Raw genomic sequence first — 22,287 nt, 5'->3', positions numbered from 1 at the left:
CGAGAGCAAATCCCCGCGCCGCGCGGTCAGCTTCAGCCCGTAAGGGTCAAAGCCAGATACCGCAGGGACTGACCCCTCCGCCTCACCCCTGCGGCACCTCAAAACAAAAGGCCCCCTCTTGTGGAGGGGGCCTTTGCTTTTAGCCGTTAGGCCACGGCGTCCTTGGCGGCCTTCACGGGCCGTGCGCGGACGATCTTCCGGGCCGGCTTGGCCTTGAACATCATCTCTTCACCCGTGAACGGGTTGGTGCCCTTGCGCGCCTTGGTCGCGGGCTTCTTGATGACCACGAACTTGGCGAAGCCCGGCACCAGGAAGAGGCCGTTCTTCTTGAGCTCCTTGTGGCCGACGTCCGTCAAGGTCTCCATGACGTTCTTGACGTCGCGCTTGGAAAGCTCGGTGGCGGTCGCGATCTTTTCGATCAGCTGCGATTTGGACAATTGGGTTGGCATCGTGTCTCCTCTGATTCGTTGCCGGTTGCATATTAGACCAACCGTTGAAGGCCTATAGCCTTCTGCACAGTTTTGTCGCGAAAATACGGGCTTTTTTGTCCCCCTGTGACAAAAAACCCTGCTTTTTAGCCACTTCCAGAGCGGGTGGCAGCCAAAACAGCGCTTTCTACCTTATTTCAAAGGCCCGCGACGCCCTTGCTAAAGCTGATTCCATGCTCTCGACAAGCGACGACCGCCCTCTTTGTGCACGAAGGCGCGCGATTCACCCTATGAAAGAAGGCTAAACCCGCTCGATGATCACCGCCGGCGCCATGCCGCCGGCGGCGCACATGGTGACGAGGCCGCGTTTCAGGTCGCGCCGCTCCAGTTCATCGAGGATGGTGCCGATCAGGATCGAGCCGGTGGCGCCGATGGGATGGCCGAGCGCGATCGAGCCGCCGTTGACGTTGACCTTGGCGCGGTCGAGCCTGAGGTCGCGAATGTACTTTTCCGCAACCACCGCAAAGGCCTCGTTGATCTCGAAGAGATCGATGTCGTCGATCGTCAGCCCGGCCTTGGCCAGCACCTTGCGGGTCGCCGGCACCGGCGCGTTCAGCATCAGCGTCGGCGAATCCCCCATATTGGCCATCGCGACCACGCGGGCGCGGGGCCTGAGCCCATGCGCCCTGGCATAGGTCGGCGAAGCCAGCAGGATCGCGGCGGCGCCGTCGACGACGCCGGAGGAATTGCCGGCGTGGTGCACGAAGTCGATTGTGAGGTCCGGATATTGCTGGAGGATCAGGCCGCGATAGGTCGTCCCCTTGTCGTCGAGCGCATAGTCCGCGATCGCCGGGAATGCGGGCTTGAGCGCCGCAAGGCCTTCCATCGTGGTCTGCGGCCGCGGATACTCCTCGTGATCGAGCGCGAGGCTGCCGTCCTCGCGGTAGACCGGCACCAGGCTCTTCTTGAAATGGCCGTTCGCCATCGCATGCGCCGCGCGCTTCTGGCTTTCCAGCCCGAGCGCGTCGACGTCGCTTCGCGTAATACCCTCCATGGTCGCAATCGCATCCGCGCAGACGCCCTGATGCGACTGTGGATGCCTTGCACGCAGGCGCAGATTGCCGGAGTCCATCATCATCGGACCGCCGCCGCGTCGTCCCTCCATCGACATCATCTCGCAGCCGCCGGCGATGACGAGGTCTTCCGCGCCCGCCATGATCGAGGCCGCCGCCATGTTGACGCTGGTGATGCCGGAGCCGCAGAAGCGATCGAGCGTCACCGCGCTGGCGCGCACGTCGTAGCCGGCATCGAGCGCCGACATCCGCCCGAGGTCGCCGCTTTGGGTTGCGACCTGCGCGCTACAGCCCCAGACGACGTCGTCGACGTCAGCGGTGTTGATGCCGGTGCGTTTCGCGAGCGCGCGCAGCACGGTGGCACCCAGTTGCTGCGGATGGATCCCTGACAGCGCCCCCTTGCCGGCCTTGCCCACCCCGCGCGGCGTCCGACAGGCGTCGATGATCAGCGCGTCAACCATGGCGTTATCCTCTTGTTCTTGGCTGTTGAACGCGGTTTTGAATCAGGGGGAGAGTGGAGTCAATCGGCGAGCCGGACTGCTCGTCCGCAAAAAACTGAAAAACAACCCCATGCAAAGGCGCGAGGGCGGGCGGATGATGCATTGCGGATTTTACGAAAATCGCTTGACACGTCGGGCAAATCAGGGGCAATATCCTATGATCGCGCAATCCGGTGTGAAGAGGCCGTCTTCGCGACATCGGCGATAGATGCACTCGCGGAGACTCCCCCTCATCCGGAATTCGCTGTCGCAAATTCCGGCCTCCGCAGGCGGGGAGAGAAGGCGCTACACCCCCGCCGCGTTCTTCGCGATCACGTTGCGGTAGAAGCTTGCGCTGAGCTTTGGCGTGCGGACCTGGGTGTCGAAATTCACGTGGTAGAGGCCGAACCTCTTGTTGAGCCCGTAGACCCACTCGAAATTGTCCATCAGGCTCCAGAGGAAATAGCCGCGGACCGGCACGGCCTCCGCCGTCGCGCGCTCGAGCTGGGCGAGGTAGTTGCGCAAATACATGATGCGGTCGGTGTCGAAGATCTTGCCGTCGGCCGTGACCCGGTCGTCGCCGGAGGCGCCGTTCTCGCTGATATAGAGCGCATTGGTCTTCCAGATCTTTGCAGCTAACTTCGGCACCCAGTAGATCGTCTCGGGGCCGACGCGCAGCCAGTCCGAATTCATGTGCGGGAACGATTTTGGGATCGGCAGGAGCGAGAAGCCGGCGCCCTTGTCGGAGGCCATGACATAGTGCTGCGGCGCGTAGATGTTGAGGCCGAGGAAGTCGATCGGCGAGGAGATGATCTTCAGCTCCGCATCGGTGAATTTCGGCGCGTTGGGCCCTGCGAATTTCAGGAAGGCATCGGTGTACTTGCCCTCCATGATCACGTTGAGATAGCCCGCGTTCAGCTCGCGAAGCGCGATCTCGGTGGCGCGGACATTCTCGGGCGTGTCGATCGCCGGAATGCAGGCATCGATATTTTCCGCCGGCCCGACCCTCGTGCCGCGGCGGCCGGAGCTGCGGACCGCCTGCACCGCGAGCCCGTGCGCAAGCGCGGTGTTGTGCCTGATCTGGTTCACCTCGGCTTGCGACAGCGTTAGCCCCGGCGCGTCGATGCCGATGCCATAGCCGAAATAGACGAACCTGCCGCTCTCGTTCAGCGTGAACACGTTTTTGACGCGATCGGTCAGGTGCCGCGCGACATAGGCCGCATAGTCGCCGAACGCCTTGCAGGTCTCGACCGAGCGCCAGCCGCCGAAGCGATCTTGCAGCGATTGCGGCAGGTCCCAATGATACAGGGTGAGCCACGGCTCGATGCCGTTTGTCAGGAGTTGGTCGATCAGGCGATTATAGAAGTCGAGCCCCTTCGGGTTCGGCTTGCCGTCGCCATCCGGAAACACCCGCGGCCAGGCGACCGAGAAACGATAGGCCTTGCAGCCGAGCTCCTTGATCAGCGCGATGTCGTCCTTGTAGCGATGGTAATGCTCATTGGCGCGGTCGCCATTGGTGCCGTCCTCGATCTTGCCGGCCACGCGGGTAAAATTGTCCCAGATCGACGCCCCTCGCCCGTCCTCATTGACCGCGCCCTCGACCTGGTAGGACGAGGTCGCGGTGCCCCACAGGAAGCCCGCCGGAAAGCCGCGCGAGCCGCATGGCGCAGCATCGGGCTTCGCCTCGACGGATTGCCCGGGCGCCGTTATCGCGGCTGCGGACAGCCCCGCGATCTTCGCGAACTGGCGACGCGAGAACTTGTCCGACATTGATGCTGCTCCGCTTCCAAACGCTTCGGACCGGCACAATGACCAGTCCGGGCCGATTTGAGAAGTGGAGTTCGGGCGCGATTGCACTTCCGGGTGCCAGGGAAATACCGACAAGGCGCCTCGGAGTAGAACGACGTGTTTTGATGGATGGGAGATGCGCCCGGCTTTCGCAATCGGTTGGGGCGAACAGGATTGTCAAACCCGCGATTTGTGCCCGACCATCGCGCATGACGATCGGCCGGTGTGCCGCTCGCGCCATGCGCGGGCTCCGACCCGTGCATGGCGCGCGTGACGCAGGAGCTTCACCAGCGGCGCTTGTCTAAAGCGCAATGAGATCAGGGTGAATCGTCATCGCGCTTTAGGTTGTTGTTTGCGCATGATCTCCGCGCAAACGCGTTCCGCGTTTGTCGCGAGGGAAAACCGCATCACACTTTTCCGGATCATGCGCTAGTGATGCTCGTCCTTCGCCTTCGGCGGCGCTTTCGGACCCAGTGCGGGGCGAGCCGCGGCAACGGGATGCGCCGGCGTGGCGACGGCCGCAGGCGCCAGTGGCCTCTGCGGTGCGGCGACCCCAGCGACGGCCGGGCTACGCGGTCACAGCGGGTTTCGCGGTGGTCGCCGGGGACGTGGCCGGGTTATTGACCGTGGCATGCTGCTGCTGGTTGTTCACAAGCGGCGGCTTGTTTCCAACAGGCTTGGTCTCGAGCGCCCGGTTACTTTCAAGACGCTTGTTGGTTGCTGGCAGGTTGTTGGTCGCCGGCGGGTTGTTGGCCTCGCTTGCTAGCCACCGGTGGCTTGTTGGCTTCAAGCGGCTTGAGACCAGCGGGTTTGTTGGTTTCGATCGCTTTGTTGACCTCAGGGGGCTTCGCGCCAGCCGGAGTCGCCATCCCCGATGTCGAAGGTCCCGGCTTTGCTTCTCGGGCAGCGATAACGTCTGATGCGACATTGTGGCGCACAACTGGAAGGTGTTTGTCGGGGAACTTCGCCCTGTTCGAGGTGTCAACCTGGCTGGCGATCTGACGAGCTCGCTTCGCGCGCTTGATTTGCGCCGGGATGACCGCAGGCGATGGCTGACCTGGATCGGCGTTGGAGGACAATCCGGCGATACCGGCAAGATCTATCGATGCGTCGTCACGAAACGCGATCGATCAATGGAGCTTCGCCGTCAACTTCAAGCGCCTGTGCCCGCTCCAAGATTTTTGCCTGCGACCTCGCTAGGTCCCGTTTGGGAGAGCATCGTATTGACCGTCTGCTGATCGCTTCCGGTCCACTCCGGTCAGCACGACAACCTGCCAACCGGTGTGGACTGCGCATTTGGGCCCATCAACGCAATTCCCGATAAGGCGTTATCTGACCAAACCATGGTTTAGCTTGAATGGAGCCCGGTTCCTGAGGTCTCATCCGGACGACTTTGCACCGAATCGGACGTCCCTCGTGTGGATACCGGGACTTTCTGTGTTCAAGGCATGAAACTCGCATGACAAGGCATCGGGAGATCCGTAGCTTTTCGCTTTGAACGCGCACGAGGGGACAGGGGTGATTCACGCTGGCGTAAGCCCGATGGCGTTGCGTGGTGATCGGCACGGCCAGGATGTCGTTGCCGGCCTCACGCCAGGCCTTTCGTTCGCTCTGGTGCGACATGCGCCGCGAGAAATGCTGCGCGTTTTACGGTGCGGCCCTGTCGTCACCGTGGAGATGCATTGGCCGTCGGGAGAGGCAGGCCTCTTCCTGCGATGCCGTATCGAGCTGAGCTCGAGAGACCAATGGCGGTCGCGGCATCGGCGGCACGCCCATCAGGCTGCGAACCATCAATCATCGCAATTGGCGATCCTTGCAATGACATTGCTGCTCGCCGTCTGCGGCTGGATCGTCGGCGGAGCCGAGGGCATGCAACGGGCGCTGTCGGGAAGCACGCCCCGTCCCGACGAAACGGTCATCTCGCGCGAGAGCGTGTATCGCTGGTTCGGCGCCCGCCTGCTGTCGCCTGCCGAGGTGCCGGACCTGTTCGCCATTCTGACGAAAGTTTGCAGCCGGGCCGGCCTGGTGCGATTGCCGGATCTCTATTGTCTGCCGGCACCGCGTGACATGAACGCCTATGCGCTCGGTGGACCGGAACGCAGTGCCATCGTGTTGACCGAAGGCCTGCTACGCGGCATGACGCGCGACGAAATTGCCGGGATATTGGCCCATGAAGTCGCTCATATCCGCAACAATGACGCCTGGACGATGGGCTGGGCGACAGCGCTGCGACGCGCGATCGATTGGACCTCGCTCGCCGGTCTCGCGCTGCTGCGAACCAGCCATCATCACGGTGGCATGACATCAAGCCGGCCATCGGCGATGCTGCTGAGCGCAGCACCAGCTCTCGGCCAGCTCCTTGGACTTGCCCTGTCGCGCGTGCGCGAACTGGATGCGGATGCAACGGCGCTCGAACTGACCGGCGACTCGCGCGCACTCATCGCCGCACTCGACAAGCTGGAGCGCCATCACACCGGGTCTGCGCCAAGTCGCACGTCCGCATTCGTGCATGATCCGGTGCGCTTGCTGCGCAGCCATCCCGTCACCTCCGAACGCGTCGGCACGTTGCTCAACCTCGCCTACTGATGCGGCGAGATCTGGACGAATCCGCCTTCGCGTTTTGGATTATTTGTTTGAGCACGATCTCTCGCGACAGCGGAACGCGTTTGCGCGGAGATCACGCTCCAGCATTCGCTCACGTCGATGCACATCGGAAGGCTCGCTGACCAGGCAAAGAGTGCTGACGAAAATCCGCGCCGCTTGAAATTTTTGCGGAGTTTGATAGCCGCCAAAATATCGCCGCGCTTTCGCGAAACTATTTTGACGTGAGGACGTTTTTCGCGTCTCTGCTCATTGCAGAACTGGGGAGATACCAGCGCAATTGTCGAGCGTTTGAGCGGGACGTAGGACATAAGTGATAAATGGCTGGCCAAAGTGCCAGCGAGGAAAATCCGCTCCACATCTTTCGACGGCTATCATTTTGCCGCTCTAAACCATCTCAACCGTCGGCTCGTCGCCTTGAGGGGACACGACTCGTGCCTCCCAAGAGGGCGACGCTGCCTACCGTTGAGGCTTCCGTGCCAAGCATTTGAACTTGAAGGTTCAACGCCGTCGCACCGGCGTGACAGACCGCTATTGCCCGCGAAGGGGTCGCGCATGCGACCGCCTTGGAAGGAATTTGGGCTGAGGGCAACAACCATCGCAAGGAGGCCAAGCGATGACGTATTATGACACCCTGCAACAGAACCTCGCGCATGGCTCGCCATTCGGACAGTTCGGTCCGCAACAATGGGGATCGGGAGCATTCGGTTCACAAGGCGGCCAACAGTTTGGAGGAGGCGGTCTTGGATTGGGCCAGGCGGCCTATGGACAGCAATATGGACAGTTCGGCGGTCAGCCGACCTTTGGCGCGTTTGGATATGGTCCCGGCTGGGGCGGGCAAATGGGCTGGGGTCAGCAGCACTGGGGGGGACAACAGCGCCAACTTTCGCCACAGGACGTGAATGAGGTCGTGCGGCAATTGGTACCGGCGCTGCCTCAAATTCTCGCGCAAACTCAGACTCCGTTCGCAGGAATGGGCTATGCGGCTTACGGCCAGGCGCCGCGGCAGCTAAGTCCGCAAGACGTGAGCGAGGTCGTCCGGCAGATCCTACCCATCGTGCCGCAGATCGTTGGAATGCTGCAGAGCCAACCCCAAATGCAGCATTCGGCCATGCACGGCGGTCTCGGTCAGGGTCAATTCGGAGGCCTCGGTCAGTTCGGTCTCGGTTATCCCCCGCAGACTCAGCCGGGGCAGATGTGGGGTACGCAGTTCGGCGCGCCGCAGTTCCAGGCGGCATTCGGCGGTTCGACGGGCTTTGGCCAGCAGCGACAACTGACGCAGCAAGATGTCGCCGACATCACCCGCCAGCTGATCGGCGTGATCCCACAGGTCATCGGCAACCTTCAGGCCTACGGCCAGCAGCGGATGATCTGACCGCGCAGTAAGGCGCGACCGCCGCCAAAAGCGGCGGTCGCGCCTGCCGTTGCGCACGATTCCTCCGAAGGAGAACCCTCATGTCGGATTCCAATCCCTCCGCCGCATCCGCGTCACAGCGCCATTCCTCAGACATTCAGCAGCTCGTGGGCCTGCTTGGCAATTTGATGCCGCTGCTCTTGCGCCTGCAGTCGCAAACGTTCGAGCAGCCGTTCCGAGCCGTGCCCGGCAACTTCCCGATGCCGAACCCGGTGCTCGATCATCAGGCCGCGGAAAACATGATCGGTGACATGATCGCAGATTCGCTGCGTTCGCTCTCTGCCTATCTCGAGGCCAACGCCGCACAGCATGCGGGCCTCGAAAACTGCGTCTCGATCGTCACCCAGGCGGCCAACAAGTTTACCGAGCGGGATTTTGCACAGGCCTTCAACCTGATTTATTTCGCCTATCGCGCGATCGAAGCCGCCCGCGCAGCCGATCCCCGCCTTCCATTGCTGCGACAGGCTTCGATCGATCGCACGCAATCTTCCATCCACTGAAACCGAAGGAGGCGACGCCATGGCACCAAGTCCAGACGATGCGCGACCGACCTCGAGCGGCAACCGAAGCAAACCCGTGCGCAGCACTCAATACATGATTGCGCCAGCGGGCCCCGGCGTCAGCGCACAAGCGCTGGCCGAACAACTGAACCAGTTCGGCAACATCCTGTGGACCCACGACCAGCGCGGCGTGAGCGGCCCGCCCATTGCGATCGTGCGCATGCCTGACGAAGCCGCCGCCGCCTTGCGCCGCTCCACGGGCGGCAGCCTGATCATCGAGCCGGACAGCCATCTGCGAGCTGCGTCCTTTGCCGGCCCGGCCTCCGCTTTCATCCCGGCGGCCACGGCGATGACCGCGCTCGGGCCGGACTTGAAGGTGACGATCCGGGTCCTCGGCGAAACTGGCGCGCCCGTGGAACAGGCAACCGTTCGGCTCGTTGGCGAGCAGGCGTCAGTTCAGGGGCGGACGGACCGCGACGGCAACGTCGATCTGACGCTGCGGGACGAGGTGCCGGAAACAATCGCCGCCATTTTCGTCAGCGCACGCTCCGGCCATTGGGGCTTGTGGCAACAGCAGCCCAATATCGAGGCCGATGCCGTGAACACCCTCACCCTGAAACCTTTGTCGCTACCTGGCCGGCTGGATTGGAGCGGCGAAGCGATCCGCTTCGATCAAATTCCCGACCACTGCCGTGGGGCTGACGTCAAGATCGCGCTCATCGACAATGGCGTGGCGACCAGCCACAAGCAACTGGCTGGCATCGAGCACGGCATCGATGCCCGAAGTGGCGAAGATCGCTCATGGTCAAAGGATGTCACTGGCCACGGTACGCCTTGCGCAGGCATCATCAATGCGGCTGCGCAGGCAGATCATGGCATCCGCGGCTACGCCCCGGACAGCGAACTGCATGTTTACAAGCTTCCGCTGGATGCCCGCTGCAGCGACCTGATCGCGGCGCTCGATGATTGCCTGCAAAATGGCATCGACGTGGCGTGCGTCGGAGTCGGTTGCGAGCGCGGCTCCGTGCTGGTCGAGCAGCACATCGCCATGGCCAAGCAACAAGGCGTCAGCATCATCGCCGCTGCCGGCAACTCCGGAGAGGGCGTACTGTTTCCGGCCTGTTCCCCGCATGTCATGGCAGTCGGCGCGGTCGGACGGATGGGAAGCTTCCCAGAAGACAGTCCGCAGGCGGCGCAGGCCGCAGCCGCCACTGCGGCGGCGGGCGGGTTGTTTGTACCGCCGTTTTCCTGCCGCGGGCCCGAACTCGACCTCTGCGCGCCCGGCGTTGCGGTCATTGCCTGTCAGTCGCCGGACGGCTACGCGGTCTGCGACGGCACCTCGCTCGCAGCGGCTCACGTTGCCGCGCTTGCTGCCTTGATCCTCGCCGACCACGCCGACTTCAAGGGCACCTTCATCGCAAAGGATGCCCACCGGGTCGAACGGCTGTTCCAGATTCTGAAGGATACGGCGCAGCCCATCGGCCATCCCTGGCAGACCGGAGCCGGGTTGCCGGATGCGGCCCGCGCGCTCGGCGTCTGGTCCGATCAGCGGCCCCTTGCCATGCCTCTGAATGCCGGATTGCGCGAGATGCGCAGCGCCATTCGGCAGCTCGATCGGATTCCGCTCGGCGCAAGCCAGGCGATGCTATTCGAGCCGCCGCGCGGCCCGGCCAACGTGACGCGGCTTCCGCTGAATCCGGCCCCTCTGGCGTTCCAGGCCGCCGGCGGGGGAATGGCGACGGTGCATGAGCTCAGAGCAGCGATGGCGCTCGCGGGTCTGGCGGAAGGACCTTAGGGGATGATCGGCACCCCGCAGTCCTAGAACGTCGCGTGCAGGCCCGCATAGAAGGCGCGCGGCCGAGCCGGGCTCAGCGAGCGCGGGTCGGTGAAGGGATTGCCGCCATTGGTGAAGTTGGGCACGGCGGTGGTGTCGAAGAACTGTCCGTAGGTCGCGTAGCGATTGTCGAAGACGTTGTCGATCTTGCCGTAGACCTGGATGGTCTTGGTGACCTGGTAGGACGTGTGCAGGTTGAACACGGTGTAGGACGGCAGCTTCGAGGCCTGGTTGGATTCGTCGCCGACCAGATACTGGCTGGACACGAACAGCGCATCGCCGCCGACCTTCCAGGCATCGGTGACGGCATACTCGACGCCGGCCTTGACGCGGTGACGCGGCACGGCCGGGATCTGGTCGCCGGGGACGACCTGGATGGTCTTTGTGGTCGGATCGGCGAACGGGCTGTTGGAGGAGAGCTCGAGCGCATTGAGGAAGCGTGCGTCGACGAAGGCGTAGCTCGCATGGAACTGGAGCGCGGCCGATTTGAGATTGACCTCGGCCTCGAGCCCCTGCCGGCGCGTCGCACCGACGTTCTGGAAGAAGCCGAAACCCTGACGTCCCGCCACCGGAAGGCCCATGATGTCGTCATGATTGGTGGCGCGGAAGCCGCCGATCTTCCAGCCGAGCGTGCCGATGTTCAATTCCTTGGTGCCGCGGAGGCCCGCCTCGATCGTCTTGGACACGACCTGCCTGAGCGACGGATCGGAGACGAGGAAGGACGCGATCAGGCATGGGTTGTTCGGATCGGCGCAGCCGAGCTCGAGCGGCGTCGGCACGCGGTTGGCTTCCGAATAGCCTGCATAGGCGGTGAGCTCCGGCGTGATCTTGTAGGTCCCGCCGATGATCGGATTGAAGCGGTCGTACGTGTGATCGCCGTTGAGCGCGGTGCGGAGCTGGTCCTCCAGGGTGATGCGGGCGAGGTTGAAGCGGCCGCCGCCGGTGATCGCGAAGGCATCGGTCACGTTGAAGGTGTCGAGCGCATAGAGGCCAGTATACTGACTGACGGTGCGCAGCGACACCGGGCCCATTTCGCCTGTCGCAGGGGTGCCGGATTGGCCTAAGAAAATCCCGCTGCCGGTGACGACGTAATCCCTACCGATGGTCCCGAGCTCGGCCGTTGCGTTGAAGCGGGTGACACTGGCATCGAAGTTCCCGCCGACGACAAAGCGGTTCTCGTGAGCGAACAGCCTGTCGGTGTTTGTCGCCTGCCCGGAGACGCCGAATGTGGTCGATCGCGTCGTCGTCCGGTCCAGTTCGCCAAGCAGCGTTCCGGGCGCGAAGGGATTGGTGAGCTGCGCGCCGTTCAGACCGTTGGCCGGCGTGGTGTCATTGTTGAAGCACAGGAGCGTCGGGTCAGCGCATTCCTGCACGTTGGTGGGATTGCCGTCGACCACCCGCTGCTCGAACACGCGCGCATGCGCTGTGCCTTCGAAGGTCCAGGTCGGCGTCGCCTCGACCTTGCCGGTCAGGTTGACGTAGCCGACGCGATTGTTGGTGGTCTGTGGGTTGGTATAGATCGCGCCCCAATATTGCTGGAGCAGCTCGGCGGGCACGGTGGCGGTCGCGCCGAAATTGTTGTTGGAGAGCCCCATATTGACGTGGAATTCGCTGTCGCCGCCCTTGTAGCCGATGTCGCCATAGAAGCGGCGCACGTCCGACTGCGAGAGGTTGCGGAAGCCATTGTCGTGCAGTCCCTCGAGCGCGGCGTAGACGGCGTAGTTGGTATCGACCCGCTTGCCCCATTGCGCCGAGCTCTGGATGCGACCGAACGAGCCGCCCATGGTGTCGATCTCGGCGCCCTGATTGGTGAAACCGTCCTTCATTTGCAGGTTGACCGCGCCGCCGAGCGCATTGAGGCCGAAGGCGGGATTGTTGGTCACGACGGTGACCGACCGGATCGCGGCGGTCGGGATCAGGTCCCAATTGACGCTGTCGGCGAAGGCTTCGTTGATGCGCACGCCGTTCTGGTAGACGGCAAGCCCCTGCGGCGTGCCGACGACGGGCGACGCGATGAAGCCGCGAAACTCGACATTCGGCTGGAATGGATTACCGCTCACCTCGGAGATGTTCACGCCGGCCACATTGTCGCGGAGCGCGTCGGCGACGTTCAGCGAGCCGGTGCGCTTGATCTGGTTGGCATCGACGGCGTTGATGCTGGAGGGAACCTTGTCGACGTCGAGCCCCTTCGCGTTGCCAGGCGCGGTCGGGTAGACGTAGATGCGACTGCGCGGACGCGATGTCGTCACCACGCGCGTTGCGGGCCGGCTCGGCATGCGTCGGGCGCTCGGCTCCGGCGCGACCACCTCGACCGGCGGCAGATTCTGGACGTTGGTGTCCTCATCCTGCGCCGCCATGCCGGCGTCAGTCCACAGCACCAGCCCCGTCGACATCGAGGCGATCAACAACCTTCGCGCGCCCATCCCCTGCCGTCCCATTCGCAAGCGTCGGCTGTTTTGAACGTCGCCGATTGCGGGACGAAGTGTAAGCGACGATGAGCAATGCGCCAGCTCCAAAAGGTCGGGCAATATTTGCACCATATTTCCCGACGAAATCGGGAATTAATCCCGACCGTCAACTCGCCGCCGTCGGAATCAGCGCCTCCACCGTCACGCCGCCCTCGCTTGAAGCAACGTTGAGCGTTCCACCCAGCGCGAGAATCCGCTCCCGCATGCCGACGAGGCCGAAGCCGAGCTTCTGGTCAGGCTCCATGCCGCGGCCATTGTCACGGACGCGCACGCGCGCGCAGCCGCGCCCCTCACGCTGGCCGCCGGGCTGCTCGGCCGGCTCGATCGTGACGTTCACCGAGGTCGCACGAGCGTGACGGAACACGTTGGTCAGCGCCTCCTGCACGATGCGGTAGATGGTGAGGTCGGCAGTCTCGCCGGTCACCCCCAGCGCCGGCGAGATCGTGGTTTCGATGGTGACCTCGGGATGCGACTCCCGCCACAGCCGCGATAGCGATTCGAGCGCCTGGCGCAAGCCGAGTTCGGCAAGGCCGACCGGCCGCAGGCGCTCCAGAACGCGGCGGTTGAACTGCTGGAGCGCGTTGACCTGTTCGAGGATCGCGCCGCCATGCTTGCGCACCGCCTCCGCGCTCAGCTCGCGCGCCTCCGACAGCTTTGCCAGCGCGCTCGCATGAGCGCGCAGCGAAAACAGATAGGGCCCGAACTCGTCGTGCAGTTCGCGAGCGATCTCCTTGCGCTCCCTGTCCTGGAGCGACACCGCGCGCTCGGCAAGGCGTCGCTTCTCCTCGACCGCCTCCCCCAGCGTTGCCGCAAGGTGGTTGAGCCGGGTGCAGATCGCAGCAAGCTCCGGGGCGCCGCCGGACGCGACACGCGCGTCATAGCGGCCGGATTCGAGCGCGATCATGGCCTGCGACAGCGATTCGAGCGGTCTTAGCGCGCGGCCGACCACCGTCATGATCACCAGGAACAGCGCCAGTGCAATGGCCGATCCGATCTCGAGCTGGGTCAAGATGCCGTCCCAGATCTCGGCGATCTCGTCATTGGGATGCGAGGTGATCACCAGAGAGCCCGGATTGCCGCGGATCGAGACCGGAACGCTCACCGCGGTCTGCTCGGGATGAACGAGGCTGACGAACCAGGCCGGCGGAGCTCGCGCGTCGTCATCCTCGTCCGCGCGCGGCGGGGTCAGCGCGTTACCGCTGGCATCGCGCAGGGCAATGCTGATATGGCGCTGCCGGTTGAGGTCGTGCGCGATCTGGTTCAGCTTGGCGTCGGGATCCGGCGCCTCCTTCAGTTCGGTGACGATCATCTCGATGAACTCGCGCGCCAGGCGGATCACGCTCTGATCCTCCGCCTGGACGCGCGGCCCCGCCTCCGCGACCTGCCGCGCGATGTTGACGCCAAGTCCCATAGCCAGCACGAGCGCCAGCAGGAGATTGATGCGCCCGCGCAAGGATAAATTTTGCCACATTGCTTTCGCCCGCCCCGCGAAGGTTCGTCCATCGGGAGCGTTGACATGACCAAAGCGCCCGATATCTAATCCGGACCGTACAGCAATCTCGGCCGGGTTGCATGATCCAACGAGGGACGTTCGTTGCGAGCGTTGTCGCTCGGTCTCATGCGACGCAAATCCAAGGCTTTTGAAACTAACGGCTTACAAAACTAAGGCTTGCAAAACTAACGGCTCGAATGGCTGTCGCGGGGAACGCCTATGCGCATTCTGATCGTTGACGATCATCCTATCGTCGCCTCCGGCTGTCGTGCCGTGCTGGCCGACGAAGGCGAGATCGATATCCTGGAAGCCGCCGACGCCGAAAGCGGCGAATGCGTATTCATGGTCGAGCGCCCCGACATCTGCGTCATCGACATCAATTTGCCTACCGTCTCGGGCTTCGAGCTGGCGCGCCGCATCCTGGATCGCGCACCCGATGCCCGCATCATCATGTTCAGCATGAACGACGATCCGGCCTTTGCCGCGCGCGCCATCGAATGCGGGGCGAAGGGCTACGTCTCCAAGACCGGCGATCCCAACGACCTCGTCGAGGCGATCCGCGCCGTCGGCAAGGGCGAAACCTATCTGCCGAGCGCGATCGCCCGCAGCATCGCGTTCGCCGGGCCTCAGCTTGCGCAAAATCCATTGTCGAAGCTGAATGCGCGGGAGATGGAAATCCTGCGGCTGCTGAGCGCCGGCAAGAGCCTCTCGGAGATCGCCTGGCTGGTGCAATCCTCCTACAAGACGGTCGCCAACACCTCGTCGATCATGCGCCAGAAGCTCGGGGTGAAGACATCGGTCGAGCTGGTACGGCTGGCGATCGACAGCGGCGTCGCCTGACAAAGCGCGCTTGCGCAAAAATTCGGTCACACAGGCATTGCAATCCTGATGCGGTGAGACGCCACGGAGTTTTCGGCATGACGCTCCAGACTGTTTCGACCAACAAATCCTATGGCGGCGTACAGGGCGTGTACCGCCATGCGAGCGGCGCGACCAAGACCGACATGACCTTCTCGGTCTATGTGCCGCCGCACCAGGACGGCGCAAAGCTGCCGGTGGTCTGGTATCTCTCCGGCCTCACCTGCACGCACGCCAACGTCACCGAGAAAGGCGAGTTCCGCCGCGCCTGCGCCGAGCTCGGATTGATCTTCGTCGCGCCCGACACCAGCCCGCGCGGCACTGATGTGCCCGGCGATCCCAACAACGCCTATGATTTCGGCCTCGGCGCCGGCTTCTATGTCGACGCCACGCAAGAGCCGTTTGCGCGCAACTATCAGATGTGGAGCTACGTCACCGACGAGCTGCCGCGGCTGGTGGCCGAGTACTTTCCAATCGATGCCAAGCGGCAATCGGTGATGGGCCACTCGATGGGCGGCCACGGCGCGCTGACGGTCGCGCTGCGCAATCCGCATCGCTATCGCGCGGCGAGCGCCTTTGCGCCGATCGTCGCGCCCTCGCAAGTGCCCTGGGGCACCAAGGCGCTGACCGGCTATCTCGGTCCCAACAAGGAGACTTGGCGCGCGCACGACACCGTCGCCCTGATCGAGGACGGCGCGAAATATTCGGGCTTTCTGGTCGACTATGGCGATGCCGACAACTTCTTGACTGAACAACTTCGGCCGGAACTGCTGCAGGCGGCCTGCACCAAAGCGAACATCCCGCTGACGCTGCGCCGGCAACCGGGCTACGACCACAGCTATTACTTCATCTCGACCTTCATGAGCGAGCATCTGCACTGGCATGCTGCGAGATTGACGGCGTGAGGCTGCTCTATCGCTGCACGCTCCCCCTTCCCCTTGTGAGAGATTGCATGGCAGGAGATCAGCATAGGCTGCCTTGTCGATCTTCTTCAAAAAAGGCCCCGACGATATTGCGCGTCGGGGCCCTTTGAGACCATCAGGCCGGTTACCTCCGCCGTGCCTTCCGATCAAAACATCGCTGACTCCCGGGTGCCGTCACGGTCCTCATCGGCGCAACTCGTGTTCGGGACCCTGGCTGCACCAGCGCTGAGTTCGGCACACCTCACTTCGTGCTGAATGTACCCCACTCGTGATTGCATGCGCTCGCAACGTTCGGCACAGGCGGAAACGCGCCTACCGGCATCCACTTGCCTTCGTCGGTCAATCCGTCAAACTTCCCGGTTCCCTGCACGACATGCCAGGTTCCTTCAGCCTTTGCCGGATCGCCCTTGCGAGCGTACACACCGAAGACTTTGTCACCGGCCGCATTCCAAAACTGGCAGCTGCCAGTCTCGCTGTAGTCGCCCTTGATGATGGTGAGAAAGCCAACGCAACGTCCCGACAGGTTCTGATATGGGGTACCCTCTTGGCCAGGCATCATCCCAGTGAGTTCGTATGAAACGGCTGTGATGCCCTCGCCCTGCTGAATGACGTGGCTCGGACCCGCATAGCAACTGGTCATGTCATATTTGCCTTCGGCGGCGCAAACCTGCGTGCAGAAGGCCAACCCTGCGATCATGCCGCAACCGAGTAGCACTCTGTTTGACATAGCACCCTCCTGAGCTTGCTTCGAATCGTGAACTGCGTGAAATGTCGACCCGTGCCGAGCGCAGAATTTCCTCACGCTCTCAACAAATTTCTCTTCGCATTGATGTTACGATCGAACCTGATTGCACAGCCGGCGCAGGTCATCGCATCGAAGGGAGATGATAATAAAAATTTACACCCAGCTCGGTCGACATCTCTTTCGAGGTAGCCCACCAGCTTACGCTTGGGCGAAGGCTTGGACTCGCTACACGCCTTCATCGCCGGTCGCACAAGGCTCATGGGTGGAAATCTCGCCACCCGCGCGGCGCGCCAGCAGCCTGGACGCGGAACCCGTTTCCTGGCGCCTCACGGAGCGCGAGGCGAAGATCTACTCCGGCTTGCCGTAGTTCGGTGCGAGCAGGCGGTTGCGGATCAGGTAGCTCATGGCGCGGGACCAGGATTCGTCGGTGTTGCCGCGCATGTCGGCGCTGGCCACCGTGACGAGATTTCCGGTGTGCACGTCGCGCAGGTAAATGTTGAGGTTGAGGATCAGATTCGAGACCTTCTGTACCACGCCGGTGATTTCGAGATCGGCACCCAACTGCCCCGCCAGCGTGACGTCGCAGCCACCGCAGGCCTGGAGATTGCTGTGCCGGGCCGCATCACTGACCGGCGCGATATCCACGACCTGGAACCTGCCTGACTGCGCAAGTTCTTTGCGCAACTGATCGCCGATGCGCAGCATGCGCTCGTTCTCCGGTTTCGATCCGTAGAATTCACCCGGCAGGCTGGTGTCGATCAGTTCGAAATCAAACACGACAAGTTTCGGCGGATCGGCGAACGCGGCCGTAGCGGTCAACACGAATAAGGCGGCCAGCAAAAGCGCTCGCATGATCGTGACCTGCTCCTTCTCATCGCGATGACGAAATGCGGGGTTGCAAGCTAAGCCAAATCGGTCATGTTTCAAGGCGGGAAATGCCTCCACCGATACCTAAGCCGGGGAGGATGACAAGGAGGAAACATGAGCCGATGGTTGGCCGGCCTGATCGGCGTCAGTGTTGCGGTGACGCAGGCGCTCGCGGCCGACCCCACCGAGATCGGGATCGGCTATCTCGGCGTCGCCGGCACAAGATCGACCCTGTCCCTGGTCGAGCAGCCCGCCGAGAATGACGGCGTCGCCGGCGCGCGGCTCGCCGTCGAGGACAACAATACCACCGGCAAATTCCTCAACCAGCGCTTCAAGCTCGAGGAGCATCGGCTGAAAGAAGGCGAGGATCCGGTCCAGGCCGCGACTGCGCTCGCCGAGCACAACGGGTTGATCATCGCTGACCTGCCGGCGGACGCGCTTCTGAAAGTCGCCGACGGCTTGCGCGATCGCGGCACGCTGCTGTTCAATGCGGGTGCGATCGACGAGCGGCTGCGCGAGACTGATTGCCGCGCCAACGTCATCCATGTGGCGCCGACGCGCGCGATGCTGGCCGATGCGCTTGGGCAATACCTGGTGTGGAAGCGATGGTCGCGCTGGCTGCTCGTGGTCGGTTCGCATGACGAGGACAAGCTCTATGCCGATGCGCTGCGCCGCGCCGCCACGCGCTTCGGCGCCAAGATCGTGCAGGAGCGCACGTTCGAGGACACCGGGGGCGCCCGCCGCACCGATTCCGGCGTGACGCTGATTCAGCGGCAGATGCCCGTCTTCACCCAGCAGGCGCCCGCCTATGACGTGCTGGTCGCCGCCGACGAGAGCGAGGTGTTCGGTGCCTACCTGCCCTACCGCACCTGGGATCCGCGGCCCGTCGCGGGCTCCGCCGGCCTCGTGCCGCGCAGCTGGGATGCCGCGCAGGACCAATGGGGTGCCATCCAGATGCAGAACCGCTTCATGAAGCTGAACTCGCGGCGCATGACGGCGCTGGACATGCAGGCCTGGACAGCGGCGCGCATGATCGGCGAAGCGACCTCGCGCACCAATTCCGGCGACGTCAAGAAGGTCATCGATTTCATCAAGGGGCCGGATTTTTCCGTGGCCGCATTCAAGGGCACGCGGCTGACCTTGCGAGACTGGAATCTGCAGCTTCGCCAGCCGATTCTCCTGGTCGACGGCCGCATGGTGGTGTCGGTGTCGCCGCAGGAAGGTTTTCTGCACCAGGTCTCCGAGCTCGATACGCTCGGCTACGATCGCCCGGAGAGCAAATGCAAGTTGAAATGAGCATTCTGATGCGATGGAGTCGCTGCAGAGATGGTGCACCCCCTCTCCCGCTTGCGGAAGAGGGATGGGGAGAGGGTATCTCCGCGACGAAGATCCCCCAAGAGGAGCGAGCCCTCTCCCGTATCGCATCTCACGATGCGATACGACCTTCGCGAGCGTGGGAGGTGAAGACAGCGCGCGGACGGACCTTGCGCATGCTGGGGACAGCCTTGCCCGTGGCACTCGTGCTTGCCGCGGCGCCCGCGCGCGCGTTCATCGCCTATGTCTCGAACGAGAAGGGCAACAGCGTCTCGGTGATCGATACCGACACCTGGACGGTGACGAAGACCATCAAGGTCGGGCAGCGCCCGCGCGGCATCGAGTTCACGCGGGACGGAAAGTTCGTGATGGTCGCGGTCGGCGACGACGACACCATCCAAATGATCGACGCCAAAACCCAGCAGATCGTCGACACCCTGCCCTCCGGTCCCGATCCCGAACTCTTCACTCAGGATGTGAGCGGCAAGGTGCTCTATGTCGCCAACGAAAACGACAACACCGTCACCGTGATCGATCTTCAGAAACGGACGCGGATCGGCGATATCCAGGTTGGCGTCGAGCCAGAAGGCATGACCGTGAGCCCCGACGGCAAGATCCTGATCAACACGTCGGAAACGACCAACATGGCGCACTTCATCGACACCGAGAAGCGCCAGATCGTCGCCAACGTGCTGGTGGATTCGCGGCCGCGCTTTGCCCAGTTCAAGCACGACGGCTCGGAGCTCTGGGTCTCCTCCGAGATCGGCGGCACGGTGTCAATCATCGATCCCGTCAAGCACGAAGTGACGGGCAAGGTCCCATTCGAAATACCGGGGCTGCGGCGCGAGGCGATCCAGCCGGTCGGCATCGGCATCACCAAGGACGACAAGACGGCCTTCGTCGCGCTCGGGCCCGCCAACCGCGTCGCGGTCGTCGATGCCGTCACGCACAAGGTGACGAAATATCTGCTGGTCGGGCAGCGCGTCTGGCACATGGACTTCACACCGGACGAGAAATATCTGCTGGTCACCAACGGGATTTCCAACGACGTCTCGGTCATCGACGTCGCCGCGCAAAAAGTGATCAAGACTATCCATGTTGGCGAATTGCCCTGGGGCATTACGATCTCGCCATGACGACACCTGCACCCATCGCCGCGCCGGCCGAAAGCGCGGCCCGACCTGATCCAGCCCCGCTGCCGGCGCTGTCGATCGACGGCATCAGCCACGCCTATGGGCCGCGCCGCGCGCTGATCGATGTCTCCTTCACGGTGGCGCCCGCAAGTTTCACGGCGCTGCTCGGCCTCAACGGCGCCGGCAAGAGCACCCTGTTCTCGCTCGTGACGCGCCTGTTCGGCATCCAGACCGGCCGCGTCGGCATTTTCGGCCATGACGTCAGCCGAAATCCCGGCGAGGCGCTGCGGCTACTCGGGGTCGTGTTCCAGCCGCGCACGCTCGACCTCGACCTCTCGCTGACGCAGAACCTGCTCTACCACGCCGCGCTCCACGGCATCAGCCGGCGCGAGGCTGCCGCGCGTAGCGCCGAGTTGCTCGGCCGCATCGGCCTTGCCGACCGTGCCGGCAACAAGGTGCGCGATCTCTCGGGCGGCCAGATGCGGCGGCTCGAGATCGCGCGCGCGCTCCTGCATCGGCCGCGCCTGTTGCTGCTGGACGAGCCGACCGTCGGCCTCGACGTCAAGGCCCGCGCCGACATCATCCGCCATGTCCGCCAGCTCGTGACCGAACAAGGCATCGGCGTGCTCTGGGCTACGCATCTGTTCGACGAGATCACGGCGAGCGACGATCTCGTCGTGCTGCACCAGGGCAAGGTGCTGGCGAAGGGGCCGGTCGGCCGCGTGATCGCAGAGGCCGGCGCGCAGGACGTCAATTCCGCCTTCATGCGCCTCACCGGCGCGCAAGTGATGCCGGGAGGCGGCGCATGAGCAGCATCACCACGCGCGACGCCGCGCCGCGCGGTTTCCCGCTGTCGGCCTACATGACCTGCCTCACCGGCATCGTCTGGCGCGAGGGCCTGCGCTTCCTGCACCAGCGCGAGCGCTTCGTCTCCGCGCTGGTGCGTCCGCTGGTGTGGCTGTTCATCTTCGCCGCCGGCTTCCGTCAGGTGCTCGGCATCTCGATCATCCCGCCCTACGAGACCTACATCCTCTACGAGGTCTATATCGCGCCGGGGCTGATGGCGATGATCCAGCTCTTCAACGGCATGCAGTCGTCGCTCTCGATGGTCTATGACCGCGAGATGGGCAATATGCGTACGCTCCTGGTGAGTCCGTTGCCGCGCTGGTTTCTGCTGTTCTGCAAGCTGCTCGCGGGCACTGCCGTGTCGCTCTTGCAGGTCTACGCGTTTCTGATCATCGCCTGGGCCTGGGACATCACGCCGCCGCCGCTCGGCTACCTCACGGTTCTGCCGGCGCTGATGCTGTCGGGCCTGATGCTGGGATCGCTGGGCATGCTGATCTCCTCCGGCATCAAGCAGCTCGAAAATTTCGCCGGCGTGATGAACTTCGTGATCTTCCCGATGTTCTTTGCCTCATCGGCCCTCTATCCGCTGTGGCGGGTGCAGGAAGGCAGCCCGTATCTCTACTATGTCTGCCAGGCCAATCCGTTCACACATGCGGTCGAGCTGATCCGCTTTGCGCTCTATGGACAGATCAACTGGGTCTCGCTGTCAGTGATCGCGACCTGCACAATCGTCTTCATGATCGGCGCGATCTATGCCTATGATCCGTCGCGAGGGCTGGCGCGACGCGGGCCCGCGGGAGGCGAAGGATGAGATTTCGGATCGTGGCCATAGCGACTGTGGCGCTCGCGGCATCGACCGCGGCCTCGCAGGCGGCCGATCCGCGCTATCCCGACTGGCCCTGCACGCAGGCGAAAGTCCCGGAGGTCTCGCTCGCCGCGGTCTGGGCCGGCCCGCCACTCGACGACGTCCAGGACAAGTGGAAGGACAATGCCAAGATCGGCGCGCTGGTGTCGAAACTGGCGGCGCGCAAGACGCCGCTGGACGACGCCGAAAAATCCGTGAAGGAGTTCTTGGCAAGCTCCGCCTCCGACAAGACCACGAACGCAAAGCTCTTGTTCGCCGGCCTGTTCGACACGCTCAACGCCCAGCGCTCCTCGGTCATGAACGGGCTCGAGCGCGTCACCCGCAAGCAGCGCGAGGCCGCCGACAGGATCCGCGACGACACCATCGAGCTCCAGAGGCTGCAGGATGCTGCTCCACGCGACGACGCCAAGATCGACGCGCTGTCCAACCAGCTGATCTGGGAAACCCGCATCTTCGAGGACCGCCGCAAGGTGGTTCGCTTCGTCTGCGAGGTGCCGACCGCGATCGATCAGCGGCTGTTCGCGCTCGGACGCGTTATCCAGCAGGAACTGGAATAGTGTCAGCCTCGCTGACGCCTGTGCGAGCAAGGTTCCCACTACCGGCGGGATTCGTTAATCTTTGCCGCACTGTCGGCCGGAACCAAATCGATCTAGGATGTC

18 protein-coding genes are annotated in these 22,287 nt (G+C 63.5%); 11 read left to right on the top strand and 7 right to left on the bottom strand.

Features of this window, described 5'->3' with window-relative positions:
- Positions 1-146: 146 nt before the first annotated feature.
- From QA640_RS13810 to QA640_RS13800, 3 genes are all read right to left on the bottom strand, one after another.
- The gene (locus QA640_RS13810; RefSeq protein WP_027528369.1) at positions 147-449 is read right to left on the bottom strand and encodes an HU family DNA-binding protein; all 303 of its coding nucleotides are present in this window, start codon (positions 447-449) and stop codon (positions 147-149) included.
- Between the two features lie 280 nt (positions 450-729).
- Complete coding sequence (locus QA640_RS13805; protein ID WP_283041190.1) at positions 730-1,962, bottom strand: acetyl-CoA C-acetyltransferase; 1,233 nt, start codon at positions 1,960-1,962, stop codon at positions 730-732.
- Between the two features lie 324 nt (positions 1,963-2,286).
- On the bottom strand, positions 2,287-3,750 hold the full coding sequence (locus tag QA640_RS13800; protein WP_283041189.1) for a GH1 family beta-glucosidase: 1,464 nt from the start codon (positions 3,748-3,750) through the stop codon (positions 2,287-2,289).
- 1,836 nt (positions 3,751-5,586) lie between these two features.
- Between QA640_RS13800 and QA640_RS13795 the strand changes: the two genes are divergently transcribed.
- From QA640_RS13795 to QA640_RS13780, 4 genes are all read left to right on the top strand, one after another.
- The gene (locus tag QA640_RS13795) at positions 5,587-6,354 is read left to right on the top strand and encodes a M48 family metalloprotease (protein ID WP_283041188.1); all 768 of its coding nucleotides are present in this window, start codon (positions 5,587-5,589) and stop codon (positions 6,352-6,354) included.
- Positions 6,355-6,985: 631 nt separating this feature from the next.
- Entirely contained in the window at positions 6,986-7,744 is a 759-nt protein-coding gene (locus QA640_RS13790; protein WP_283041187.1) for a hypothetical protein, read from the top strand.
- 80 nt (positions 7,745-7,824) lie between these two features.
- On the top strand, positions 7,825-8,283 hold the full coding sequence (locus QA640_RS13785; protein ID WP_283041186.1) for a hypothetical protein: 459 nt from the start codon (positions 7,825-7,827) through the stop codon (positions 8,281-8,283).
- A 19-nt stretch (positions 8,284-8,302) separates the two neighbouring features.
- Positions 8,303-10,078, top strand: a complete 1,776-nt coding sequence (locus QA640_RS13780; protein WP_283041185.1) for a S8 family serine peptidase — start codon at positions 8,303-8,305, stop codon at positions 10,076-10,078.
- Between the two features lie 23 nt (positions 10,079-10,101).
- Here QA640_RS13780 and QA640_RS13775 read toward each other — a convergent pair whose 3' ends face one another.
- Positions 10,102-12,540, bottom strand: coding sequence for a TonB-dependent receptor (locus tag QA640_RS13775; RefSeq protein WP_283041184.1), 2,439 nt, complete (start codon positions 12,538-12,540; stop codon positions 10,102-10,104).
- A 151-nt stretch (positions 12,541-12,691) separates the two neighbouring features.
- Complete coding sequence (locus QA640_RS13770; RefSeq protein ID WP_283041183.1) at positions 12,692-14,056, bottom strand: ATP-binding protein; 1,365 nt, start codon at positions 14,054-14,056, stop codon at positions 12,692-12,694.
- Between the two features lie 240 nt (positions 14,057-14,296).
- On the opposite strand from QA640_RS13770, the gene QA640_RS13765 reads away from it, so the two are divergent.
- Positions 14,297-14,917 (top strand): response regulator transcription factor, encoded by a 621-nt coding sequence (locus QA640_RS13765; protein WP_283041182.1) that lies wholly within the window; start codon positions 14,297-14,299, stop codon positions 14,915-14,917.
- 77 nt (positions 14,918-14,994) lie between these two features.
- Complete coding sequence (fghA, locus tag QA640_RS13760; protein ID WP_283041181.1) at positions 14,995-15,840, top strand: S-formylglutathione hydrolase; 846 nt, start codon at positions 14,995-14,997, stop codon at positions 15,838-15,840.
- 259 nt (positions 15,841-16,099) lie between these two features.
- Here the strand turns inward: fghA and QA640_RS13755 are convergent, their stop codons facing one another.
- Together QA640_RS13755 and QA640_RS13750 are read right to left on the bottom strand one after the other, a co-directional pair.
- The gene (locus tag QA640_RS13755; RefSeq protein WP_283041180.1) at positions 16,100-16,555 is read right to left on the bottom strand and encodes a hypothetical protein; all 456 of its coding nucleotides are present in this window, start codon (positions 16,553-16,555) and stop codon (positions 16,100-16,102) included.
- Positions 16,556-16,951: 396 nt separating this feature from the next.
- On the bottom strand, positions 16,952-17,455 hold the full coding sequence (locus tag QA640_RS13750; RefSeq protein ID WP_283041179.1) for a DUF3280 domain-containing protein: 504 nt from the start codon (positions 17,453-17,455) through the stop codon (positions 16,952-16,954).
- 129 nt (positions 17,456-17,584) lie between these two features.
- Here QA640_RS13750 and QA640_RS13745 point away from each other — a divergent pair, with 129 nt between their 5' ends.
- From QA640_RS13745 to QA640_RS13725, 5 genes are all read left to right on the top strand, one after another.
- Positions 17,585-18,766 (top strand): ABC transporter substrate-binding protein, encoded by a 1,182-nt coding sequence (locus QA640_RS13745; RefSeq protein WP_283041178.1) that lies wholly within the window; start codon positions 17,585-17,587, stop codon positions 18,764-18,766.
- Positions 18,767-18,960: 194 nt separating this feature from the next.
- Positions 18,961-19,920, top strand: coding sequence for a YVTN family beta-propeller repeat protein (locus tag QA640_RS13740; RefSeq protein WP_283041177.1), 960 nt, complete (start codon positions 18,961-18,963; stop codon positions 19,918-19,920).
- Positions 19,917-20,726 carry an ABC transporter ATP-binding protein gene (locus tag QA640_RS13735; protein WP_283041176.1) on the top strand — a complete coding sequence of 270 codons (810 nt, stop codon included), beginning with the start codon at positions 19,917-19,919 and terminating at the stop codon, positions 20,724-20,726. Before QA640_RS13740 ends, QA640_RS13735 begins: the two co-directional genes overlap by 4 nt.
- Positions 20,723-21,574 (top strand): ABC transporter permease, encoded by an 852-nt coding sequence (locus QA640_RS13730; RefSeq protein WP_283041175.1) that lies wholly within the window; start codon positions 20,723-20,725, stop codon positions 21,572-21,574. Before QA640_RS13735 ends, QA640_RS13730 begins: the two co-directional genes overlap by 4 nt.
- Complete coding sequence (locus QA640_RS13725; RefSeq protein WP_283041174.1) at positions 21,571-22,185, top strand: hypothetical protein; 615 nt, start codon at positions 21,571-21,573, stop codon at positions 22,183-22,185. Before QA640_RS13730 ends, QA640_RS13725 begins: the two co-directional genes overlap by 4 nt.
- Positions 22,186-22,287: the final 102 nt, after the last annotated feature.

It is taken from the genome of Bradyrhizobium sp. CB82 (genome assembly GCF_029714405.1).
GTDB lineage: Bacteria > Pseudomonadota > Alphaproteobacteria > Rhizobiales > Xanthobacteraceae > Bradyrhizobium.
The sequence above is the reverse complement of the archived record's forward strand: the minus strand, read 5'-3'. Positions and strand labels throughout refer to the sequence as shown.